This is a genomic window from Rahnella sikkimica (assembly GCF_002951615.1).
In the GTDB taxonomy this organism is placed as follows: Bacteria; Pseudomonadota; Gammaproteobacteria; order Enterobacterales; family Enterobacteriaceae; genus Rahnella; species Rahnella sikkimica.
This window is the reverse complement of sequence record NZ_CP019062.1, coordinates 2,416,495-2,432,105: the sequence shown is the minus strand read 5'-3', so window position 1 is coordinate 2,432,105 and position 15,611 is coordinate 2,416,495. Positions and strand designations below refer to the sequence as shown.

At 51.9% G+C, this 15,611-nt stretch carries 14 protein-coding genes and 1 pseudogene; 1 reads left to right on the top strand and 14 read right to left on the bottom strand.

Going from position 1 to position 15,611, the window contains the following annotated elements; all coding sequences use genetic code 11:
• The first annotated feature begins 150 nt into the window (after window positions 1-150).
• Window positions 151-354 carry a twin-arginine translocase subunit TatE gene (tatE, locus tag BV494_RS11235; protein WP_104922950.1) on the top strand — a complete coding sequence of 68 codons (204 nt, stop codon included), beginning with the start codon at window positions 151-153 and terminating at the stop codon, window positions 352-354.
• A 103-nt stretch (window positions 355-457) separates the two neighbouring features.
• On the opposite strand, the gene lipA is transcribed toward tatE, so the two are convergent.
• The 14 genes and pseudogenes from lipA to leuS all read right to left on the bottom strand — a co-directional run bounded on the left by lipA (window position 458) and on the right by leuS (window position 15,513).
• A complete protein-coding gene (gene lipA / locus BV494_RS11230; RefSeq protein WP_104922949.1) occupies window positions 458-1,423 on the bottom strand; it encodes a lipoyl synthase in 966 nt (321 codons plus the stop codon).
• A gap of 308 nt (window positions 1,424-1,731) precedes the next feature.
• Complete coding sequence (locus BV494_RS11225) at window positions 1,732-2,670, bottom strand: YbeF family transcriptional regulator (protein WP_104922948.1); 939 nt, start codon at window positions 2,668-2,670, stop codon at window positions 1,732-1,734.
• 160 nt (window positions 2,671-2,830) lie between these two features.
• Window positions 2,831-3,514, bottom strand: a complete 684-nt coding sequence (gene lipB / locus BV494_RS11220) for a lipoyl(octanoyl) transferase LipB (RefSeq protein ID WP_104922947.1) — start codon at window positions 3,512-3,514, stop codon at window positions 2,831-2,833.
• A 74-nt stretch (window positions 3,515-3,588) separates the two neighbouring features.
• Entirely contained in the window at window positions 3,589-3,852 is a 264-nt protein-coding gene (gene ybeD / locus BV494_RS11215) for a DUF493 family protein YbeD (RefSeq protein ID WP_104922946.1), read from the bottom strand.
• A gap of 113 nt (window positions 3,853-3,965) precedes the next feature.
• A complete protein-coding gene (gene dacA / locus BV494_RS11210; RefSeq protein ID WP_104922945.1) occupies window positions 3,966-5,174 on the bottom strand; it encodes a D-alanyl-D-alanine carboxypeptidase DacA in 1,209 nt (402 codons plus the stop codon).
• Between the two features lie 170 nt (window positions 5,175-5,344).
• The gene (gene rlpA / locus BV494_RS11205) at window positions 5,345-6,496 is read right to left on the bottom strand and encodes an endolytic peptidoglycan transglycosylase RlpA (protein WP_104922944.1); all 1,152 of its coding nucleotides are present in this window, start codon (window positions 6,494-6,496) and stop codon (window positions 5,345-5,347) included.
• Window positions 6,497-6,505: 9 nt separating this feature from the next.
• On the bottom strand, window positions 6,506-7,618 hold the full coding sequence (mrdB, locus tag BV494_RS11200) for a peptidoglycan glycosyltransferase MrdB (RefSeq protein ID WP_104922943.1): 1,113 nt from the start codon (window positions 7,616-7,618) through the stop codon (window positions 6,506-6,508).
• 6 nt (window positions 7,619-7,624) lie between these two features.
• A pseudogene (gene mrdA / locus BV494_RS11195) lies at window positions 7,625-9,528 on the bottom strand (peptidoglycan DD-transpeptidase MrdA).
• 38 nt (window positions 9,529-9,566) lie between these two features.
• Window positions 9,567-10,037 carry a 23S rRNA (pseudouridine(1915)-N(3))-methyltransferase RlmH gene (gene rlmH / locus BV494_RS11190; protein ID WP_013576495.1) on the bottom strand — a complete coding sequence of 157 codons (471 nt, stop codon included), beginning with the start codon at window positions 10,035-10,037 and terminating at the stop codon, window positions 9,567-9,569.
• 3 nt (window positions 10,038-10,040) lie between these two features.
• The gene (gene rsfS, locus BV494_RS11185) at window positions 10,041-10,358 is read right to left on the bottom strand and encodes a ribosome silencing factor (RefSeq protein ID WP_104922942.1); all 318 of its coding nucleotides are present in this window, start codon (window positions 10,356-10,358) and stop codon (window positions 10,041-10,043) included.
• Window positions 10,359-10,563: 205 nt separating this feature from the next.
• The gene (gene nadD, locus BV494_RS11180) at window positions 10,564-11,241 is read right to left on the bottom strand and encodes a nicotinate-nucleotide adenylyltransferase (protein ID WP_104922941.1); all 678 of its coding nucleotides are present in this window, start codon (window positions 11,239-11,241) and stop codon (window positions 10,564-10,566) included.
• Between the two features lie 14 nt (window positions 11,242-11,255).
• On the bottom strand, window positions 11,256-12,290 hold the full coding sequence (gene holA / locus BV494_RS11175) for a DNA polymerase III subunit delta (RefSeq protein WP_104922940.1): 1,035 nt from the start codon (window positions 12,288-12,290) through the stop codon (window positions 11,256-11,258).
• Window positions 12,287-12,916, bottom strand: a complete 630-nt coding sequence (gene lptE / locus BV494_RS11170) for an LPS assembly lipoprotein LptE (RefSeq protein ID WP_104922939.1) — start codon at window positions 12,914-12,916, stop codon at window positions 12,287-12,289. Before lptE ends, holA begins: the two co-directional genes overlap by 4 nt.
• Window positions 12,917-12,930: 14 nt before the next feature.
• Window positions 12,931-15,513, bottom strand: coding sequence for a leucine--tRNA ligase (gene leuS, locus BV494_RS11165; protein WP_104922938.1), 2,583 nt, complete (start codon window positions 15,511-15,513; stop codon window positions 12,931-12,933).
• Window positions 15,514-15,611 lie beyond the last annotated feature (98 nt).

The window sequence follows — 15,611 nt, the reverse complement described above, 5'->3', positions numbered from 1 at the left end:
TCAGGCTCATAATAGCTTAGTCTGGTCACAATGCGCACAGTTCTGGATCCGTTCTGTTACATATTCGGGTTGTATTAACGTCGCGAATGGCCGTTAATAATGGCAAAACATCACTGCTGTATTTCAGCGCTCAGTGTAAAGAAGGTATGTATGGAAGGTCTAAGTATTACTAAACTGTTGGTGGTCGGCGTGCTGATCGTTCTGTTGTTCGGTACCAGCAAACTGCGTTCTCTGGGCGGCGACCTGGGCGCTGCGCTGCGTGGATTCAAAAAAGCCATGAGTGATGATCAAACTCCAGCCGAAAAAACCACTGCCGAAGAAAAACCAGCCGAACGTGTAGAACACAAAGACTGAGTTTTTTTCCAGAATAAATTCCGGTTCTTAACTTCATGCATTAAAAAAGGTTGTTCTTGCGAACAACCTTTTTTGCGTTTTGGTATCAATACGTAACCAGATATTACTTAACTTCCAGCCCTTTGGCTTGCAGATCGGCGTGATAAGAAGAACGCACGAACGGACCACAGGCAGCATGCGTGAAGCCCATTTCCATTGCGGCTTCTTTCATCTGATCGAACTCTTCCGGGCTGACGTAACGCTGCACCGGCAAGTGGTGACGGCTTGGCTGCAGATACTGGCCCAGCGTCAGCATAGTGACGCCGTGACGACGCAGGTCGCGCATCACTTCAATGATTTCTTCGTTTGTCTCACCCAGACCGACCATCAGGCCTGATTTGGTTGGGATTTCCGGATGCGCTTCTTTAAAGCGTTGCAGCAACGTCAGGGACCACTCGTAGTTAGCGCCCGGACGAACCTGACGGTAAACACGCGGCACGTTTTCCAGGTTATGGTTAAACACGTCCGGCGGGCTGGCGTTAAGAATTTCCAGCGCGCGATCCATACGTCCACGGAAATCAGGCACCAGCGTCTCGATTTTGATCGTCGGGTTTTTAGCGCGGATCGCCGTGATACAGTCGGCAAAGTGCTGTGCGCCGCCGTCACGTAAATCATCGCGGTCAACCGAGGTGATCACGACATAACGCAGACCCATATCGGCAATCGTCTGACCCAGTTTTTCCGGCTCGTTGGCGTCCGGCGCCGTCGGGCGGCCGTGGGCAACATCGCAGAACGGGCAGCGACGGGTACAAATTGCGCCGAGGATCATGAAGGTCGCGGTGCCGTGGTTAAAGCACTCTGAAAGGTTCGGGCATGCGGCTTCTTCACAAACGGAGTGAAGGCCATTTTTGCGCAGTGCGGATTTAATGCCCTGAATTTTCGTTGAGTCCGCAGGCAGTTTGATTTTCATCCAAGCCGGCTTACGTAACATTTCCTGCCGGTCACTGACCACGGTTTTCACCGGGATTAACGCCATCTTATCTGCATCGCGGTATTTGACGCCGCGTTCCATCTGAATCGGTTTACTCATAATCTAGCAGCTTCCAGGTTCGTCTCTCGTAACTCGAGTTTTTTCAGGACATTCAATGAACTGGCTGATTCATCAAAAAAAGTAGAAATAATGCGGAAATTATATCATTGAAGCATCACCGGATTCAGCCCTTACACATGACCTGAAGTGCTAAATGCTGCATTTTTTTAACCTGATGGTGACTTTTTTCTTTAAAAAACATCCCGATTTATCGGTTAATTTTTTGATAAACATAACCTTTTAAGCCACTTCAATGTTCTCTTCTTTTGGTGTTAATGGTGTGTAAATATTTTTTCAGCCTCTGCGTTTTAGTCAGAGGAAAGAGTTTCAGCCTGCGAAAAAGCCTGATGGATGGCATCAATGATCATGCTCAGCGTTTTATCGCTTTTTGCCGTTTTGTTGTAATACATCGTGATATCAAATGATATCGCAGGAATATCAGATTCCAGAATTTCGACCGGAAAACTGTCCTTCAGAAGTTCGACCATTCTTTTGGGCAATATACCCAGCAAGTCCGTACTGGAAACCATCGAGAGAATATTGATCCCGTTGTAGCTGGTGAACACAATAGGGCGGTCTGGCAATGAATCACTGATCTCAAATTGTATACGTTTGAGGTCACTGGCGTTTGTCATCACCGTGGTTTGCGGCATGGTCAGCGCCTGTTCAAGTGTGATGGTTTTTTTGAGCGTCGGATGATTTTTTCGGCACACAAACACGGTCGTATCAGACATCAGCCGGATGCCTTTCAGCGATTTGTTGAAAAGCGGTCCGGTATCAATCACTAAATCGGCACGATGCTGAATCAGGGTATCTTCCGGATCCGTGAGTGGCAGATGTTTCAGCGTGTAGCTGCTGTTAATTTTCATCAGCTCTTTGAGGATCAGCGGAAACGTCTGCAACGCGACAAACGGGTAGCAGCTGATGGTCAGAACGCGAGATTTGTCATTATCGTGTGTGAAGTCCAGACCGGTGAGAATTGCATTCAATCCCTGACTGATGTGCTTATGTAAATTAATGGCATACGCGGTCGGGCTGATGCCCTGTCCGTTGCGGATAAACAAAGGATCGGGAAATGTATTGCGTAACTTTTGAATGGACTGACTCACCGAAGACGGTGTCAGGTTCAGCGCTTTGGCGGCGTGAACAATGCCTTTGTGCAAATATACGGCTTCGAAAACGGTCAACAAATTGAGATCAAGGTTTCGAAGCTTATTCAGGCTGGCACTAATATCTTTATCATCCATAAATATTTCCCGGCAGTGTGAAGGACTGTCCCGGTATTGAGCCGGGAAGTGTGCTTATCCGTAAGCGATAAAATGCTAAGAAGTTCAGTGAGTGATAGTAAACCAGAATACGAAGTAAAACTGCTAAAACGTTGATAAGTCTGATGGTAAAACACTGAAATTATAGCGCAGAAGTCGCGTACCGCTCGATTTGCCAGGGCAGATAATCAACGTGCTGATAATCCAGGCAGTGATTGAATGATTTCACCAGAACCGGCATGACCTGATCGACGGTCAGACCGGGCTTCTCAAGGCTGGCCTGCGTCATTTCCAAACCAGCATACCCGCACGGGTTAATGCGGTGGAACGGCTCTAAATCCATATCAATATTCAATGCCAGACCGTGCAACGAACAGCCTTTACGAATGCGCAGGCCGAGGGAACAAATCTTTTTGCCATCGACATAAACACCTGGCGCATCGGCACGCGGATAGGCATCGATAGAAAAATGCGCCAGCGTGTCCACCACGGTTTGTTCGATTGCCGTCACTAACTGGCGAACGCCCAGTTTTTTACGCTTTAAATCGACCATCACATACATCACCTGCTGGCCGGGTCCGTGATAGGTGACCTGACCACCGCGATCGCTCTGGATGACCGGAATATCACCGGGCATTAAAACGTGCTCTGCTTTCCCTGCCTGACCCTGAGTAAATACGCGCGAATGCTGAACCAGCCAGATTTCGTCCAGCGAGTCGGCGTTCCTGTGTTCAGTGAAATGGTGCATGGCCAGAGAGACAGGTTCATACGGCTGAAGGCCAAGCTGGCGCAGTACGATACGTTCTTGCGGATTATGTGATTGCACGGCAGTTATCGTCAGTAGAGAGAGAGGTAAAACGCGCGACAGAATTTCTCGCGCGCGGGTCGGTCAGAAAGGGCTTACAGCACCATGCGGACAATTTCGATATTACCCAGCTCTGAATACAGGATTTCGACCTGATCGATGTGAGTGGCGGTGATCGTAATTGAAACGGAGTGGTAATTCCCTTTACTGCTCGGTTTTACCTGAGGATTGTAGTCGCCAGGCGCATGGCGTTGCACGACTTCCACAACCTGGTCCACCAGCTCGGGTTGTGCCAGGCCCATTACTTTATAGGTAAAGGAGCAAGGGAATTCGAGCAGTTCGTTCAGTTTGGTTTTCATGTGCACTCCAGCGTATTAAGTATTATCTCTGAAAGTATAACTCCCGCCGTAGCGGGAGTTATAATCTATACCGGTTATATGGGGATTGTTGCAAACTTTTTCAAGCAAACAACTCACCCGAACCAGTGGTGGAACATCAGCTTGATATAATCGACGATGCGGCCGAAGAAACCGCCTTCTTTCACTTCGTTCATCACAACCAGCGGACGCTCATCAATGGTTTTACCATCAAGCTGGAAATTGATTGAGCCCACAACCTGGTTTTTCTGCAATGGCGCGTGCAGCTCCGGTGTGTTCAGCACATAGCTGGCTTTCAAATCTTTCATGCGGCCACGCGGAATGGTCAGGTAAGCATCTTTCTCAACGCCCAGCGCCACGCGATCGGTATCACCAAACCAGACTGGCTCAGAGGCAAATTCTTTACCTGCTTTCAGCGGAGAAACGGTTTCGAAGAAACGGAAGCCCCAGGTCAGCAGTTTTTTGCTTTCAACTTCACGGCCTTTATAGGTATGGCCGCCCATCACAGCAGAAATCAGACGCATCTGGCCTTCTGTTGCAGATGCCACCAGGTTATAACCGGCAGAATCGGTATGGCCGGTTTTGATACCATCAACGTTCAGGCTGTTATCCCACAGCAAACCGTTACGGTTCATCTGGCGGATATTGTTGAAGGTGAACTCTTTTTCTTTATAGGTCGCGTACTCTTCCGGTACATCGCGGATCAGCGCCTGGCCAATCAACGCCATATCGCGTGCAGAGCTGTACTGACCGGCGGCATCCAGACCATGAACGGTACCGAAATGGGTATTTTTCAGGCCCAGCGCGTTCACGTAGTTGTTCATGATGGTGACGAACGCATCCTGACTTCCGGCAACGTGATCGGCCATTGCCACACAGGCATCGTTGCCTGATTGCAGAATGATGCCGCGATTGAGTTCAGAAACCGGCACGCGATCGCCAGGTTTGAGGAACATCAACGAAGAACCTTTGAACACCGGATTACCCGTTGCCCAAGCGTCCGGGCCGACGGTAACGATATCGGTTGGAGAAATTTTGCCTGCTTTGATGGACTGGCCGATGACATAGCTGGTCATCATTTTTGTCAGGCTGGCAGGGTCACGACGCGCATCGGCATTCATTTCTGCCAATACTTTGCCGGAGTTGTAGTCGATCAGGACATAGGCTTCAGCATCAATCTGCGGAACGCCAGGGATCATTGTTTTTAAATTAACATCGTCGGCATAAGCGGACGCTGCACTGAAAGTGATAACGGTGCCAAATGCGAGGCTTTTGACTAAACGTGAAGTGTTTACAAGTTTCATGATCGGGACAACAACATCCGTGGAGGTAAGTGATAAACGTGCGCCACTATAGCAGAAGAGTCATAAGTCAGACATCTTCGATTACCGGCGCTTACTGACTTTTACTTATAAGGCATGGGACTTATAAGGCAGGGGATTTATAAGTCCGGGGCCTGAGCCCCGGATAATGACTACATGCTGGCAGTGACAAAAGACTGCTGTTGAGCTTCGCTGGCGAGCCGCTGTTGCAATTGTACGGCCTGCTGGCGGGTGCTGAATGGCCCAAGCTGAACGCGGTAGGTGCTGCCGTTTGCCTGCACTTTGCCCGGAACGTTAAAACGCTGACTCAGGCTTTTTTGCCATAACTGTGCATTTTGAGGATTGCTCAGCGCACCGACCTGCACCATGAAGCCAGAGCCCGGAATAGCGGTGGTATGCGCGGGTGCGGCGGCAACCGGAGCCGCAGAGGCGACAACCGGTGCTGTGCTGGCGGTCATCACCGGCGCTGCCGGTGCGCTGCCTTCAAGGACTCCTGCACGCAATGGTGTTGGAGCACTCAGAAAACCCCCGCCGCCGCTGTTGCCGGACATCGTTGTGGCAGCGGGCACATTGCCGTTGTTGCTGTTGTCTTCATCATTGGTCAGCGGTGCTGCGTTTGGATTACTCAGCGTACTGTTGCTGATCGGACGCACGTCAGAGGTGTTCACCGGTTGAGCGGAAAGCGTAGGGGTTCCCATCTCACTGGCACCCAGACTTGGACGTGACGGCAGGGCATATGATTGTTTCGCGACGGTCGTACCGATGGTGCCGGGGCCAGACATCGTTCCGTCCGGTGCAACGTTGATGAAATCAACACGCACTTTGGTACTGTTGGTCAGGTTCAGACGGTCTGCCGCCGCCTGAGACAAATCAATAATTTTGCCCGGAACATAAGGACCGCGGTCATTCACACGCACAACCAGCATACGTCCGGTTGCCATATTGGTGACACGCACATAGCTTGGAATTGGCAGAGTAGGATGCGCCGCCGTCATGGCCGTCGGGTCGAATTCTTCGCCAATTGCGGTGGTATTGCCGCCATTTTCCTGACCGTACCAGGCAGCCTGACCCACTTGTGAGAAGTTTGACGGGTCTTTGACGATTTTATAGGTTTTACCGTTAACGGTATAATCCTGCATCGTGCCCTGATTATAAGGTTCGTAACGCGGATCAGCCCCGCCGATCTCCACCACAGGGCCATTGTAGGCTTGTTGCGGGGCCGGTTGTTGTTGCTGAGTTTCGTCAGTGGCACAGCCACTTAACAGCAAACCGATAATGACAGCTCCAAGCCACTGCTTACGCATTGCTCACCTCTATAAGTTTTTTGACAACATTTTTCGATGAGTATGTATCGACATGACGATACCAAACCCTGCCATTAGCACGATGAGTGCTGACCCGCCATAGCTGACCAGAGGCAAAGGTACCCCAACTACCGGGACAATACCACTGACCATGCCGATGTTAACAAACACATAAACGAACAGAATCAACATCAAACCACCGGACATTACGCGGCCAAACGTGGTTTGCGCATTTGCCGCGATCACCAGTCCGCGCATGATGAGGCAAAGATAAAGCCCCAGCAGAACCAGCACGCCGATAAGCCCGAGTTCCTCCGCCAGTACGGCAAAGATAAAGTCGGTATGGCGTTCGGGCAAGAATTCCAGCTGCGACTGGGTACCGTGCAACCAGCCTTTGCCGGAGAATCCGCCTGAGCCAATCGCAATCTTCGACTGAATAATATGATAGCCCGCGCCGAGCGGATCGCTTTCCGGATCGAGCAGCATCATGACGCGGTCCCGCTGATAATCGTGCATCAGGAAAAACCACAGTATCGGAATAAACGCGGCAACCAAAATCGCGGCAACCGCAATCAGTTTCCAGCTCATGCCTGAAAGGAACAACACGAATAAGCCGGATGCAGCGATGAGAATCGACGTCCCGAGGTCAGGCTGCGCGGCAACCAGCAGGGTAGGGATGAAAATCAGCGCCAGAGCAATGGCCGTATTTTTCAGTGACGGCGGACACACATCGCGGTTGATAAAGCGGGCGACCATCAGCGGAACGGCGATTTTCGCCAGCTCCGAGGGCTGGAATTTGATGATCCCTAAATCCAGCCAGCGCTGCGCGCCTTTACTGATACTGCCGAACGCATCGACCAGCACCAGCAGAAAGACGCAGAATATGTAGAGATAAGGCGCCCAGCTTTCATAAACGCGCGGGGGAATTTGCGCCATCACCAGCATAATCACCAGACCCATCAGGATCTGGCCGACTTTACGTTCCATCATACCCATGTCTTGTCCGCTGGCGCTCCACATCACGAACGCACTGTACGTCAGCAGCGCCAGGATGATCAGCAGCATGGTCAGGTCGATGTGCATTTTCGACCACAATGATCTTTTATGTTGGTTCTCAGTCATTGCTGGTTAATCACCTTCAGTTCCCGGTGGCGCGGGTGCGTCAGCCGGCAGTTGTGTCGTGTTATCGCCCAGTAAAATATGGTCGAGTATCTGCCGCGAAATTGTCCCCACCGCCGGGCCTGCCCCCCGTTTTCCAAAACTACGGCGACGGCGACGGTGGGTTTGTCATACGGCGCATATGAAGTCATCAGTTTATGGTCGCGCAGATGCTCAGCAATCTTATGCGCATTATAGATTTCATTGGCTTTCAAACCGTAAACTTGTGCTGTCCCGGATTTTGCTGCCGCTTTATATGGCGCATCGGCGAAATATTTGCGGGCGGTACCGTTCGGGCGGTTGGCCACGCCGTACATGCCGTCTTTGGCGATTTCCCAATAACCGGAATGAATATCACCAATCTGCGTGGTTTCCTGCTGTTTGTAGGGCACCTGCTTGCCATCCACTTTGGTGCTCAGTAACAGGTGGGGCGTTTTGACATTGCCGTCATTAATCAGCGTGGTCATGGCTTTCATGATCTGCACAGGCGTTGCTGTCCAGTAGCCCTGGCCGATACCGACAGGGATAGTGTCACCCTGATACCACGGTTTTTTAAAGCGTTTAAATTTCCAGTCGCGATTAGGCATGTTGCCGCTGCGCTCTTCGGATAAGTCGATACCGCTGTACTGACCGTAGCCGAATTTCCCCATCCACTCGGAAAGACGGTCAATCCCCATATCGTAAGCAACCTGATAGAAGAAGGTATCCGCTGATTCCTCGAGGGCTTTTGTGACATTCAGACGGCCATGACCCCAGTGTTTCCAGTCACGGTAGCGCTTGTCTGAACCGGGTAACTGCCACCAGCCGGGGTCAAACAAAGAGGTATTTTTGTTGATCACACCGGTCGTCAGTGCCGAGACGGAAATATACGGTTTCACCGTGGACGCCGGCGGATAAACGCCTTGCGTGGTACGGTTGATCAGCGGTTTGTTCGGGTCGTTTAACAGCGAGCTGTAGTCTTTGCTCGAAATCCCGTCGACGAACAGATTTGGGTCATAACTTGGGTTGGACACCAGCGCGCGGATTGCGCCATCACGCGGATCAGTGACCACCACGGCGGCGCGGCTGCCGGTCAGCAGGACTTCAATATATTGCTGCAACGGCAGGTCGATGGTCAGATAAATATCTTTCCCGGCCTGAGGCGGTTCTTCATGCAACTGGCGGATCACACGGCCACGGTTGTTGACTTCAACTTCTTCGTAGCCAGTTTTGCCGTGAAGCGTGTCTTCGTAAAAACGTTCGATGCCCAGTTTGCCGATATCATGCGTGGCGGCGTAGTTCGCCAGAAGACCGTCTTTATCCAGACGTTCAACGTCACGATCGTTAATTTTCGACACATAGCCAATGACGTGCGTGAGGGCCGAGCCGTAAGGATAATAGCGTCGCTGATAACCTCTGACTTCCACACCGGGGAAGTGGAACTGGTTCACGGAGAAACGCGCGACCTGGACTTCTGTCAGCGCCGTTTTTACCGCAATAGACGTAAAGCGGCGCGAACGCTGGCGCTCTTTCTTGAAGTTGTCGATATCTTCCGGCGTTAAATCAACGATAGGTTTCAGCCCTTCGAGCGTTGCCTGAAGATCATCAACCTTTTCGGGCACAAGTTCGAGCTGATAAATAGTGCGGTTTAACGCCAGCGGAGTTCCGTTGCGGTCATAGATAATGCCGCGGCTGGGCGCAATCGGCACCAGCTTGATTCGGTTATCATTGGAACGGGTTTGATAATCCTGAAAACGAACAATTTGCAGGTTATACAAATTGAAAGCCAGGATGCCACTAAGTAGCAGAATGCCGATGAACGCCACCAGTGCACGGCGCACAAAGAGGGCTGATTCAGCCGTATAGTCGCGAAAAGGGTTACGATCTATTTTCATCCCACTACTTAATTCATGTTGCTGACATTCACCACCCGTTATTCGCGGTGGTATGGATGATTAGTGGTAATACTCCAGGCGCGGTAAAGACTTTCCGCGACCAGAACCCGAACCAGCGGGTGAGGAAGTGTCAACGGAGAGAGCGACCAGCTCTGTTCCGCTGCGGCTTTACAGGCCGGAGCCAGCCCTTCCGGACCGCCAATTAACAGGCTGACGTTACGGCCGTCCTGCTTCCAGCGCTCCAGTTGTTGTGCCAGTTGCGGGGTTTCCCACGGTGTGCCCGGAATATCCAGGGTCACAATGCGATTACCCTTACCGACAGCGGCCAGCATCTGTTCGCCTTCTTTTTCAAGAATGCGTTTGATATCTGCGTTCTTACCCCGTTTCCCTGCCGGAACTTCAGTCAGTTCAAACGGCATATCTTTTGGAAAGCGGTGCAGGTAATCGTTAAAACCGGTTTGTACCCAGTCAGGCATTTTTGTGCCGACGGCGACAAGTTGCAGTTTCACGCATTAACCCCAGAGTTTCTCAAGCTCATAAAGCTGACGGCTTTCTTCCTGCATGACGTGGACGATCACTTCGCCCAGATCGACAACAACCCAGTCTGCTTCGTTAATGCCTTTGACGCCCATGGCGTCCATACCGACCGCTTTCACTTCTTCAACCAGATGCCCGGCGATAGCCACAACGTGGCGGCTTGATGTTCCGGTACAAATAATCATGCAATCAGTAATACTGGATTTACCTTTAACATCAATGGCAATGATGTCTTGTGCTTTCAGGTCATCGACTTTATCGACAACAAAATCTTGGAGCGCTTTACCTTGCAAAGGTTCCCCTGGGGATGTTTGAAACAATTGATCTCACGAGATAGCCAGCGGTGAAACACCGAAGTAAGGGCCCGTCTCATGATGGATAAACTTAGCGGTTATCAGGAAAACAGCTGAAAACGTTTAACAATCAATACATTGTATTGGTCGATTACGCAGCGTTATCAAGAGCCGAAATTAAGCGGCGCAGTATACCACGCGTTAGCTACTCGCGGTACAAGCCCTGTGATTCTATATAGCGCTCAACGGCAGATGGCAGCAAATCTGAGCAATCAAGCCCCGCATGACGCCGCTCGCGGATTTCCGTCGCTGAAATATCCAGCAGCGGCGTATTGGCCTGATAAATGAATCCGGCGGGTTTCTGTTTCAGTTTTTCAGCATCAGTTACCCGGTGGGTTTCGTACCAGTTTTGCAACACCGGTGTGTCGAGCTGTTCCTGGTATCCCGGACGCGCCATCACGACCAGATGGCAGAAATCCAGCAGCGATTCCCAGCGGTGCCATTTATGCAAAGTCAGCAATGAATCCTGGCCAATGATAAACGCCAGCGGGCAATCATCGCCATGTTCTTTACGTAACGTTGCAAGTGTCTCAAGGGTATAGGACGGCGTATCGACATCCAGTTCACGTGAGTCCACCGTAAACAACGGGTTACCTTCAACGGCCAGCTCAACCATATGCAGACGCTGGAGAGAACTGGCTTCCGGCTGCGGACGATGGGGCGGAACGTTATTGGGCAACAAAATAACCTGATCCAATCCGGCCTGTTCAGCCAGACTGGTCACTGGTTTCAGGTGCCCGTAATGAATCGGATCAAAGGTTCCGCCGAAGAAAGCCAGTAACCTGGCCTGGCGTGGGGAAGAATGTGATGTGCTGAGTGGCATACCGGTGTCCTGCTTCAATACGAACCCGCAAAATCAGTCGGCAGGGGTTTTCCACACATTAGCATGGAGAGACTTTCCAGCTCTGACCAGACGGACTGGCCGTAATCCTGTTTCAGGGTGATCTCCATCTGAGTCAGTAACCGAACGGCCTGAGTCAGATGTTCGAGCGATAAACGTTGTAGCGCCTGCGTCACCAGCGTGCGACGGTTTTGCCAGACTTTTTGCTGATCGAAGAGCGTACGCAAAGGCGTCGAGTCCATTTTACGCTTCAGGTTAAGCAGCATCAGAAGTTCGCGTTGCACGGTTCGCAGCAAAATAACCGGCTCGCTGTCTTCCTGTTGCAACTGACGCAAAATATGCCAGGCGCGTTTGCTTTTACCGGCAAGCAGCGCATCCAGCCAGTGATAAGGCGTAAAGTGTGCGGCATCATTGACGGCCGTTTCCACACGAGGCAGCGTGAGTTTCCCGTCCGGGTAAAGCAGGGAAAGCCGCTCGAGTGACTGGGCTAACGCCAGAAGATTGCCTTCGTAGCAATAACACAAAAGCTGGTTTGCCGGCTCATCCAGTTCAAGCGATAACGCCTGAGCGCGACGGCTGACCCAGCGGGGAAGCTGCGCCTGTTCCGGGGTCTGACAACTGACAAAGACGCCTTTGTCGCTCAGCGCTTTAAACCATGCGCTGTTTTCCTGCGCTTTGGTCAGCTTTGTTCCGCGCAGCAACAGTAAAATGTCGTCGTGCAAAAGGGTCGTCAGCTTGAGTAATTGTTCTGCCATCGGCGCGGTCGGGCCATTATCAGGCAGGATAAGCATCAGCGTCTGGCGGCTGGCAAACAGGCTCAGCGCCTGACAGATGCTGAAAATTGACTCCCATTCGGTATGAGCGTCGAGCACAAAAGTGTAGTGCTCCTGAAAATCAGAAAGCTGCGCTGTTTTGCGGATGCTGTCCTGACTTTCCTGCAAAAGCAGAGGATCGTTTCCACATAACAGAAAACAAGCGCGCAGCCCCTCACGGAGCTGCGCGGCAAGTTGTTCCGGATAAATTCGGATCATTTTGCGGAAGTGCTGGCCGGAGCCGGAGCCGATACCTCAGAGGTATCATATGACGTGCTGGCAGATGAACGGGTAGAAATGACTTCTACTGTCCCGTTCACTTCATCCGCTTTACGCAGCTCTGACGCATGCACCGTCAGTAACTTACGGATCAGCTGCTGAGCTGCCTGCTGGCGCATCTCTTCCACAATGATGTCCTGCTCGTTATCTTTCGCCAGCGCCGTTAACGGGTTGTCGAAGAAGGCGCGGAACACTTTCACATGAATCGGATAGAGATCTTTACCCGGCATCAGAACCGTTGCGCTGACATTCATTTCCATCTGGTATTCAGCCGTTTTTCCGTCCTGGAAGATTGACGCAGTACTTCTGCCCGTCGATTCAGCACCGATACGCAGTGAAGGGATATCCTTACGCTGCTCAGTCGTCGGGTCATCCACGATCGTTACGTTACTCAGACGCAGCTGAGTACGGATATCACGCGTCAACGGACCATACGGGTCACCACTGTCCAGAACGATGGTTCTCAGCTCGTCCGGAACATTGGTTTTTCCACGTAGGTGAAAACCACAACCGGCTGTCACCAGCACTGCTGCGGTCAGCAGCAGCGTCATTATAGGATGTCGCACAGATCCTCCTTGACTCAACCTACAACCAGGTTAAGCAGTTTGCCCGGGACGTAGATTACTTTGCGGACCGTAACCCCATCCAGATATTTTGCGACCAAATGTTCTTCTGCCGCACGCTCGCGCACTTGTTGCTCAGTAGCATCAGCGGCTACGGTGATTTTAGCACGTACTTTACCATTCACCTGCACAACGACCAGTTTGGAATCTTCCACCATAGCCTGCTCATCAGCCTGTGGCCACGGCGCGGTATCCACATCACCTGCACCGTTCAGCGACTGCCAGAGGCTGAAGCAAACGTGCGGGGTGAACGGATATAACATGCGGACAACCGCCAGCAGCGCTTCCTGCAACAGCGCGCGATCCTGTTCAGTTTCCTGTGGCGCGCGGCCCATCTTGTTCATCAGTTCCATCACCGCGGCGATGGCCGTGTTGAAGGTCTGACGACGGCCAATATCGTCGGTGACTTTGGCGATGGTTTTGTGCAGGTCGCGACGCAGATCTTTTTGCGCTTCGTTCAGCGAAGCCGCGTCAAGAGCAACGGTCGGGCCTTTTTCTGAATGTTCGTAAGCCAGTTTCCAGACACGTTTCAGGAAGCGGTTCGCCCCTTCAACGCCTGATTCCTGCCATTCCAGCGTCATTTCTGCCGGAGAAGCGAACATCATGAACAGACGGACAGTATCTGCACCGTATTTATCCACCATGACCTGCGGGTCGATGCCGTTGTTTTTGGACTTGGACATCTTGCTCATGCCGGCATACACCAGCTCGCGGCCCTGCGGGTCGGTGGCTTTGGTGATACGGCCTTTTTCGTCACGTTCAACGGTCGCATCAGCCGGAGAAACCCAAACGCGCTCGCCGCCGTTTCCGGTGTAGTAGAACGCATCAGCCAGAACCATACCCTGACACAGCAGGCGTTTAGCCGGTTCGTCAGAATCGACCAGACCTGCATCGCGCATCAGTTTATGGAAGAAGCGGAAATACATCAGGTGCATGATGGCGTGTTCGATACCACCAACATACTGATCAACCGGCAGCCAGTAGTTCGCGGCAGCCGGATCCAACATGCCTTCGTCATACTGCGGGCAGGTGTAACGCGCGTAGTACCAGGAAGATTCCATGAAGGTATCGAAAGTGTCGGTTTCACGCAGACCCGGCATCCCGTTCACCGTGGTTTTTGCCCACTCAGGATCGGCCTTAATCGGGCTGGTGATGCCGTCCATGACGACGTCCTCCGGCAGGATAACCGGCAGCTGATCTTCTGGTGTCGGGATAACGGTACCGTCTTCCAGCGTGATCATCGGGATTGGCGCGCCCCAGTAACGCTGACGGGAAACACCCCAGTCGCGCAGACGATAGTTCACTTTACGCTGGCCCACACCCTGCGCGACCAGTTTGTCGGCAATAGCGTTGAAGCCGTCTTCGTGATTCAGACCATCGAATTCACCGGAATTAAACAGCGTGCCTTTTTCGGTCATCGCTTCTGCGCTGACGTCCGGCTGGCTGCCATCCAGGTTCAGGATAACTGGCTTGATCTGCAGGTTATATTTGGTCGCAAATTCCCAGTCGCGCTGGTCGTGGCCCGGAACGGCCATTACAGCACCAGTGCCGTATTCCATCAGGACAAAGTTGGCGACCCAGACAGGCAGTTTTTCACCTGACAGCGGATGAACCGCATACAGGCCCGTTGCCATGCCTTTTTTCTCCATCGTTGCCATTTCTGCTTCGGCAACTTTGGTATTACGGCATTCGTCGATGAAATCTTTCAGGGCCGGATTATTGACTGCGCCCTGTTGTGCCAGAGGATGACCGGCGGCAACAGCCACATAGGTCGCGCCCATGAAGGTATCAGGACGGGTGGTGTAAACCGTGACTTTTTCGTCGCTGTCAGCCACATCGAAAGTGATTTCCACACCTTCGGAACGGCCAATCCAGTTACGCTGCATGGTTTTAACCTGCTCAGGCCAGCTTTCCAGCGTGTCCAGATCGTTAAGCAGCTGATCGGCGTAATCGGTGATTTTGATAAACCACTGGGGGATTTCTTTACGCTCAACCTTGGTGTCACAACGCCAGCAGCAACCGTCGATAACCTGTTCATTCGCCAGAACGGTCAGGTCATGCGGACACCAGTTAACGGCGGAAGTCTTCTTATAAACCAGGCCTTTTTCATAAAGCTTGGTGAAGAACCACTGTTCCCAACGGTAGTAATCCGGTTTGCAGGTGGCGACTTCGCGATCCCAGTCATAGCCGAAGCCCAGCAGTTTAAGCTGGTTCTTCATGTATTCGATATTTTCGTAAGTCCACGGCGCCGGTGCTGTGTTGTTTTTCACTGCGGCACCTTCGGCTGGCAGGCCGAATGCATCCCAGCCGATAGGCTGCAGGACATTTTTACCGAGCATGCGCTGGTAACGGGAAATCACGTCACCGATGGTGTAGTTGCGCACATGTCCCATGTGGAGACGGCCTGACGGATACGGCAACATGGAGAGACAGTAATATTTCTCCTTACCAGGCTGTTCGGTAACTTTGAAGGTTTGCTTCTCTTGCCAGTGAAGCTGAACGTGTGACTCAATGTCTTCTGGACGGTATTGCTCTTGCATGGCGGCCGGTGGTCCTGTGAGTGAAAACAGCTACGCCTGTAGCTCAAAAAGTTTTAATCAAAAGATCCGCATAGCATAGCTGATAAGCGGAGGGTGCA

What these genes read in the sequence shown, in the direction of transcription:
- dacA (WP_104922945.1), bottom strand. Translation starts at nt 5,174, where the DNA reads ATGAAACTTGTAAACACTTCACGTTTAGTCAAAAGCCTCGCATTTGGC.
- rlpA (WP_104922944.1), bottom strand. Translation starts at nt 6,496, where the DNA reads ATGCGTAAGCAGTGGCTTGGAGCTGTCATTATCGGTTTGCTGTTAAGT.
- nadD (WP_104922941.1), bottom strand. Translation starts at nt 11,241, where the DNA reads ATGCCACTCAGCACATCACATTCTTCCCCACGCCAGGCCAGGTTACTG.
- mrdB (WP_104922943.1), bottom strand. Translation starts at nt 7,618, where the DNA reads ATGACTGAGAACCAACATAAAAGATCATTGTGGTCGAAAATGCACATC.
- tatE (WP_104922950.1), top strand. Translation starts at nt 151, where the DNA reads ATGGAAGGTCTAAGTATTACTAAACTGTTGGTGGTCGGCGTGCTGATC.
- leuS (WP_104922938.1), bottom strand. Translation starts at nt 15,513, where the DNA reads ATGCAAGAGCAATACCGTCCAGAAGACATTGAGTCACACGTTCAGCTT.
- lipA (WP_104922949.1), bottom strand. Translation starts at nt 1,423, where the DNA reads ATGAGTAAACCGATTCAGATGGAACGCGGCGTCAAATACCGCGATGCA.
- BV494_RS11225 (WP_104922948.1), bottom strand. Translation starts at nt 2,670, where the DNA reads ATGGATGATAAAGATATTAGTGCCAGCCTGAATAAGCTTCGAAACCTT.
- holA (WP_104922940.1), bottom strand. Translation starts at nt 12,290, where the DNA reads ATGATCCGAATTTATCCGGAACAACTTGCCGCGCAGCTCCGTGAGGGG.
- ybeD (WP_104922946.1), bottom strand. Translation starts at nt 3,852, where the DNA reads ATGAAAACCAAACTGAACGAACTGCTCGAATTCCCTTGCTCCTTTACC.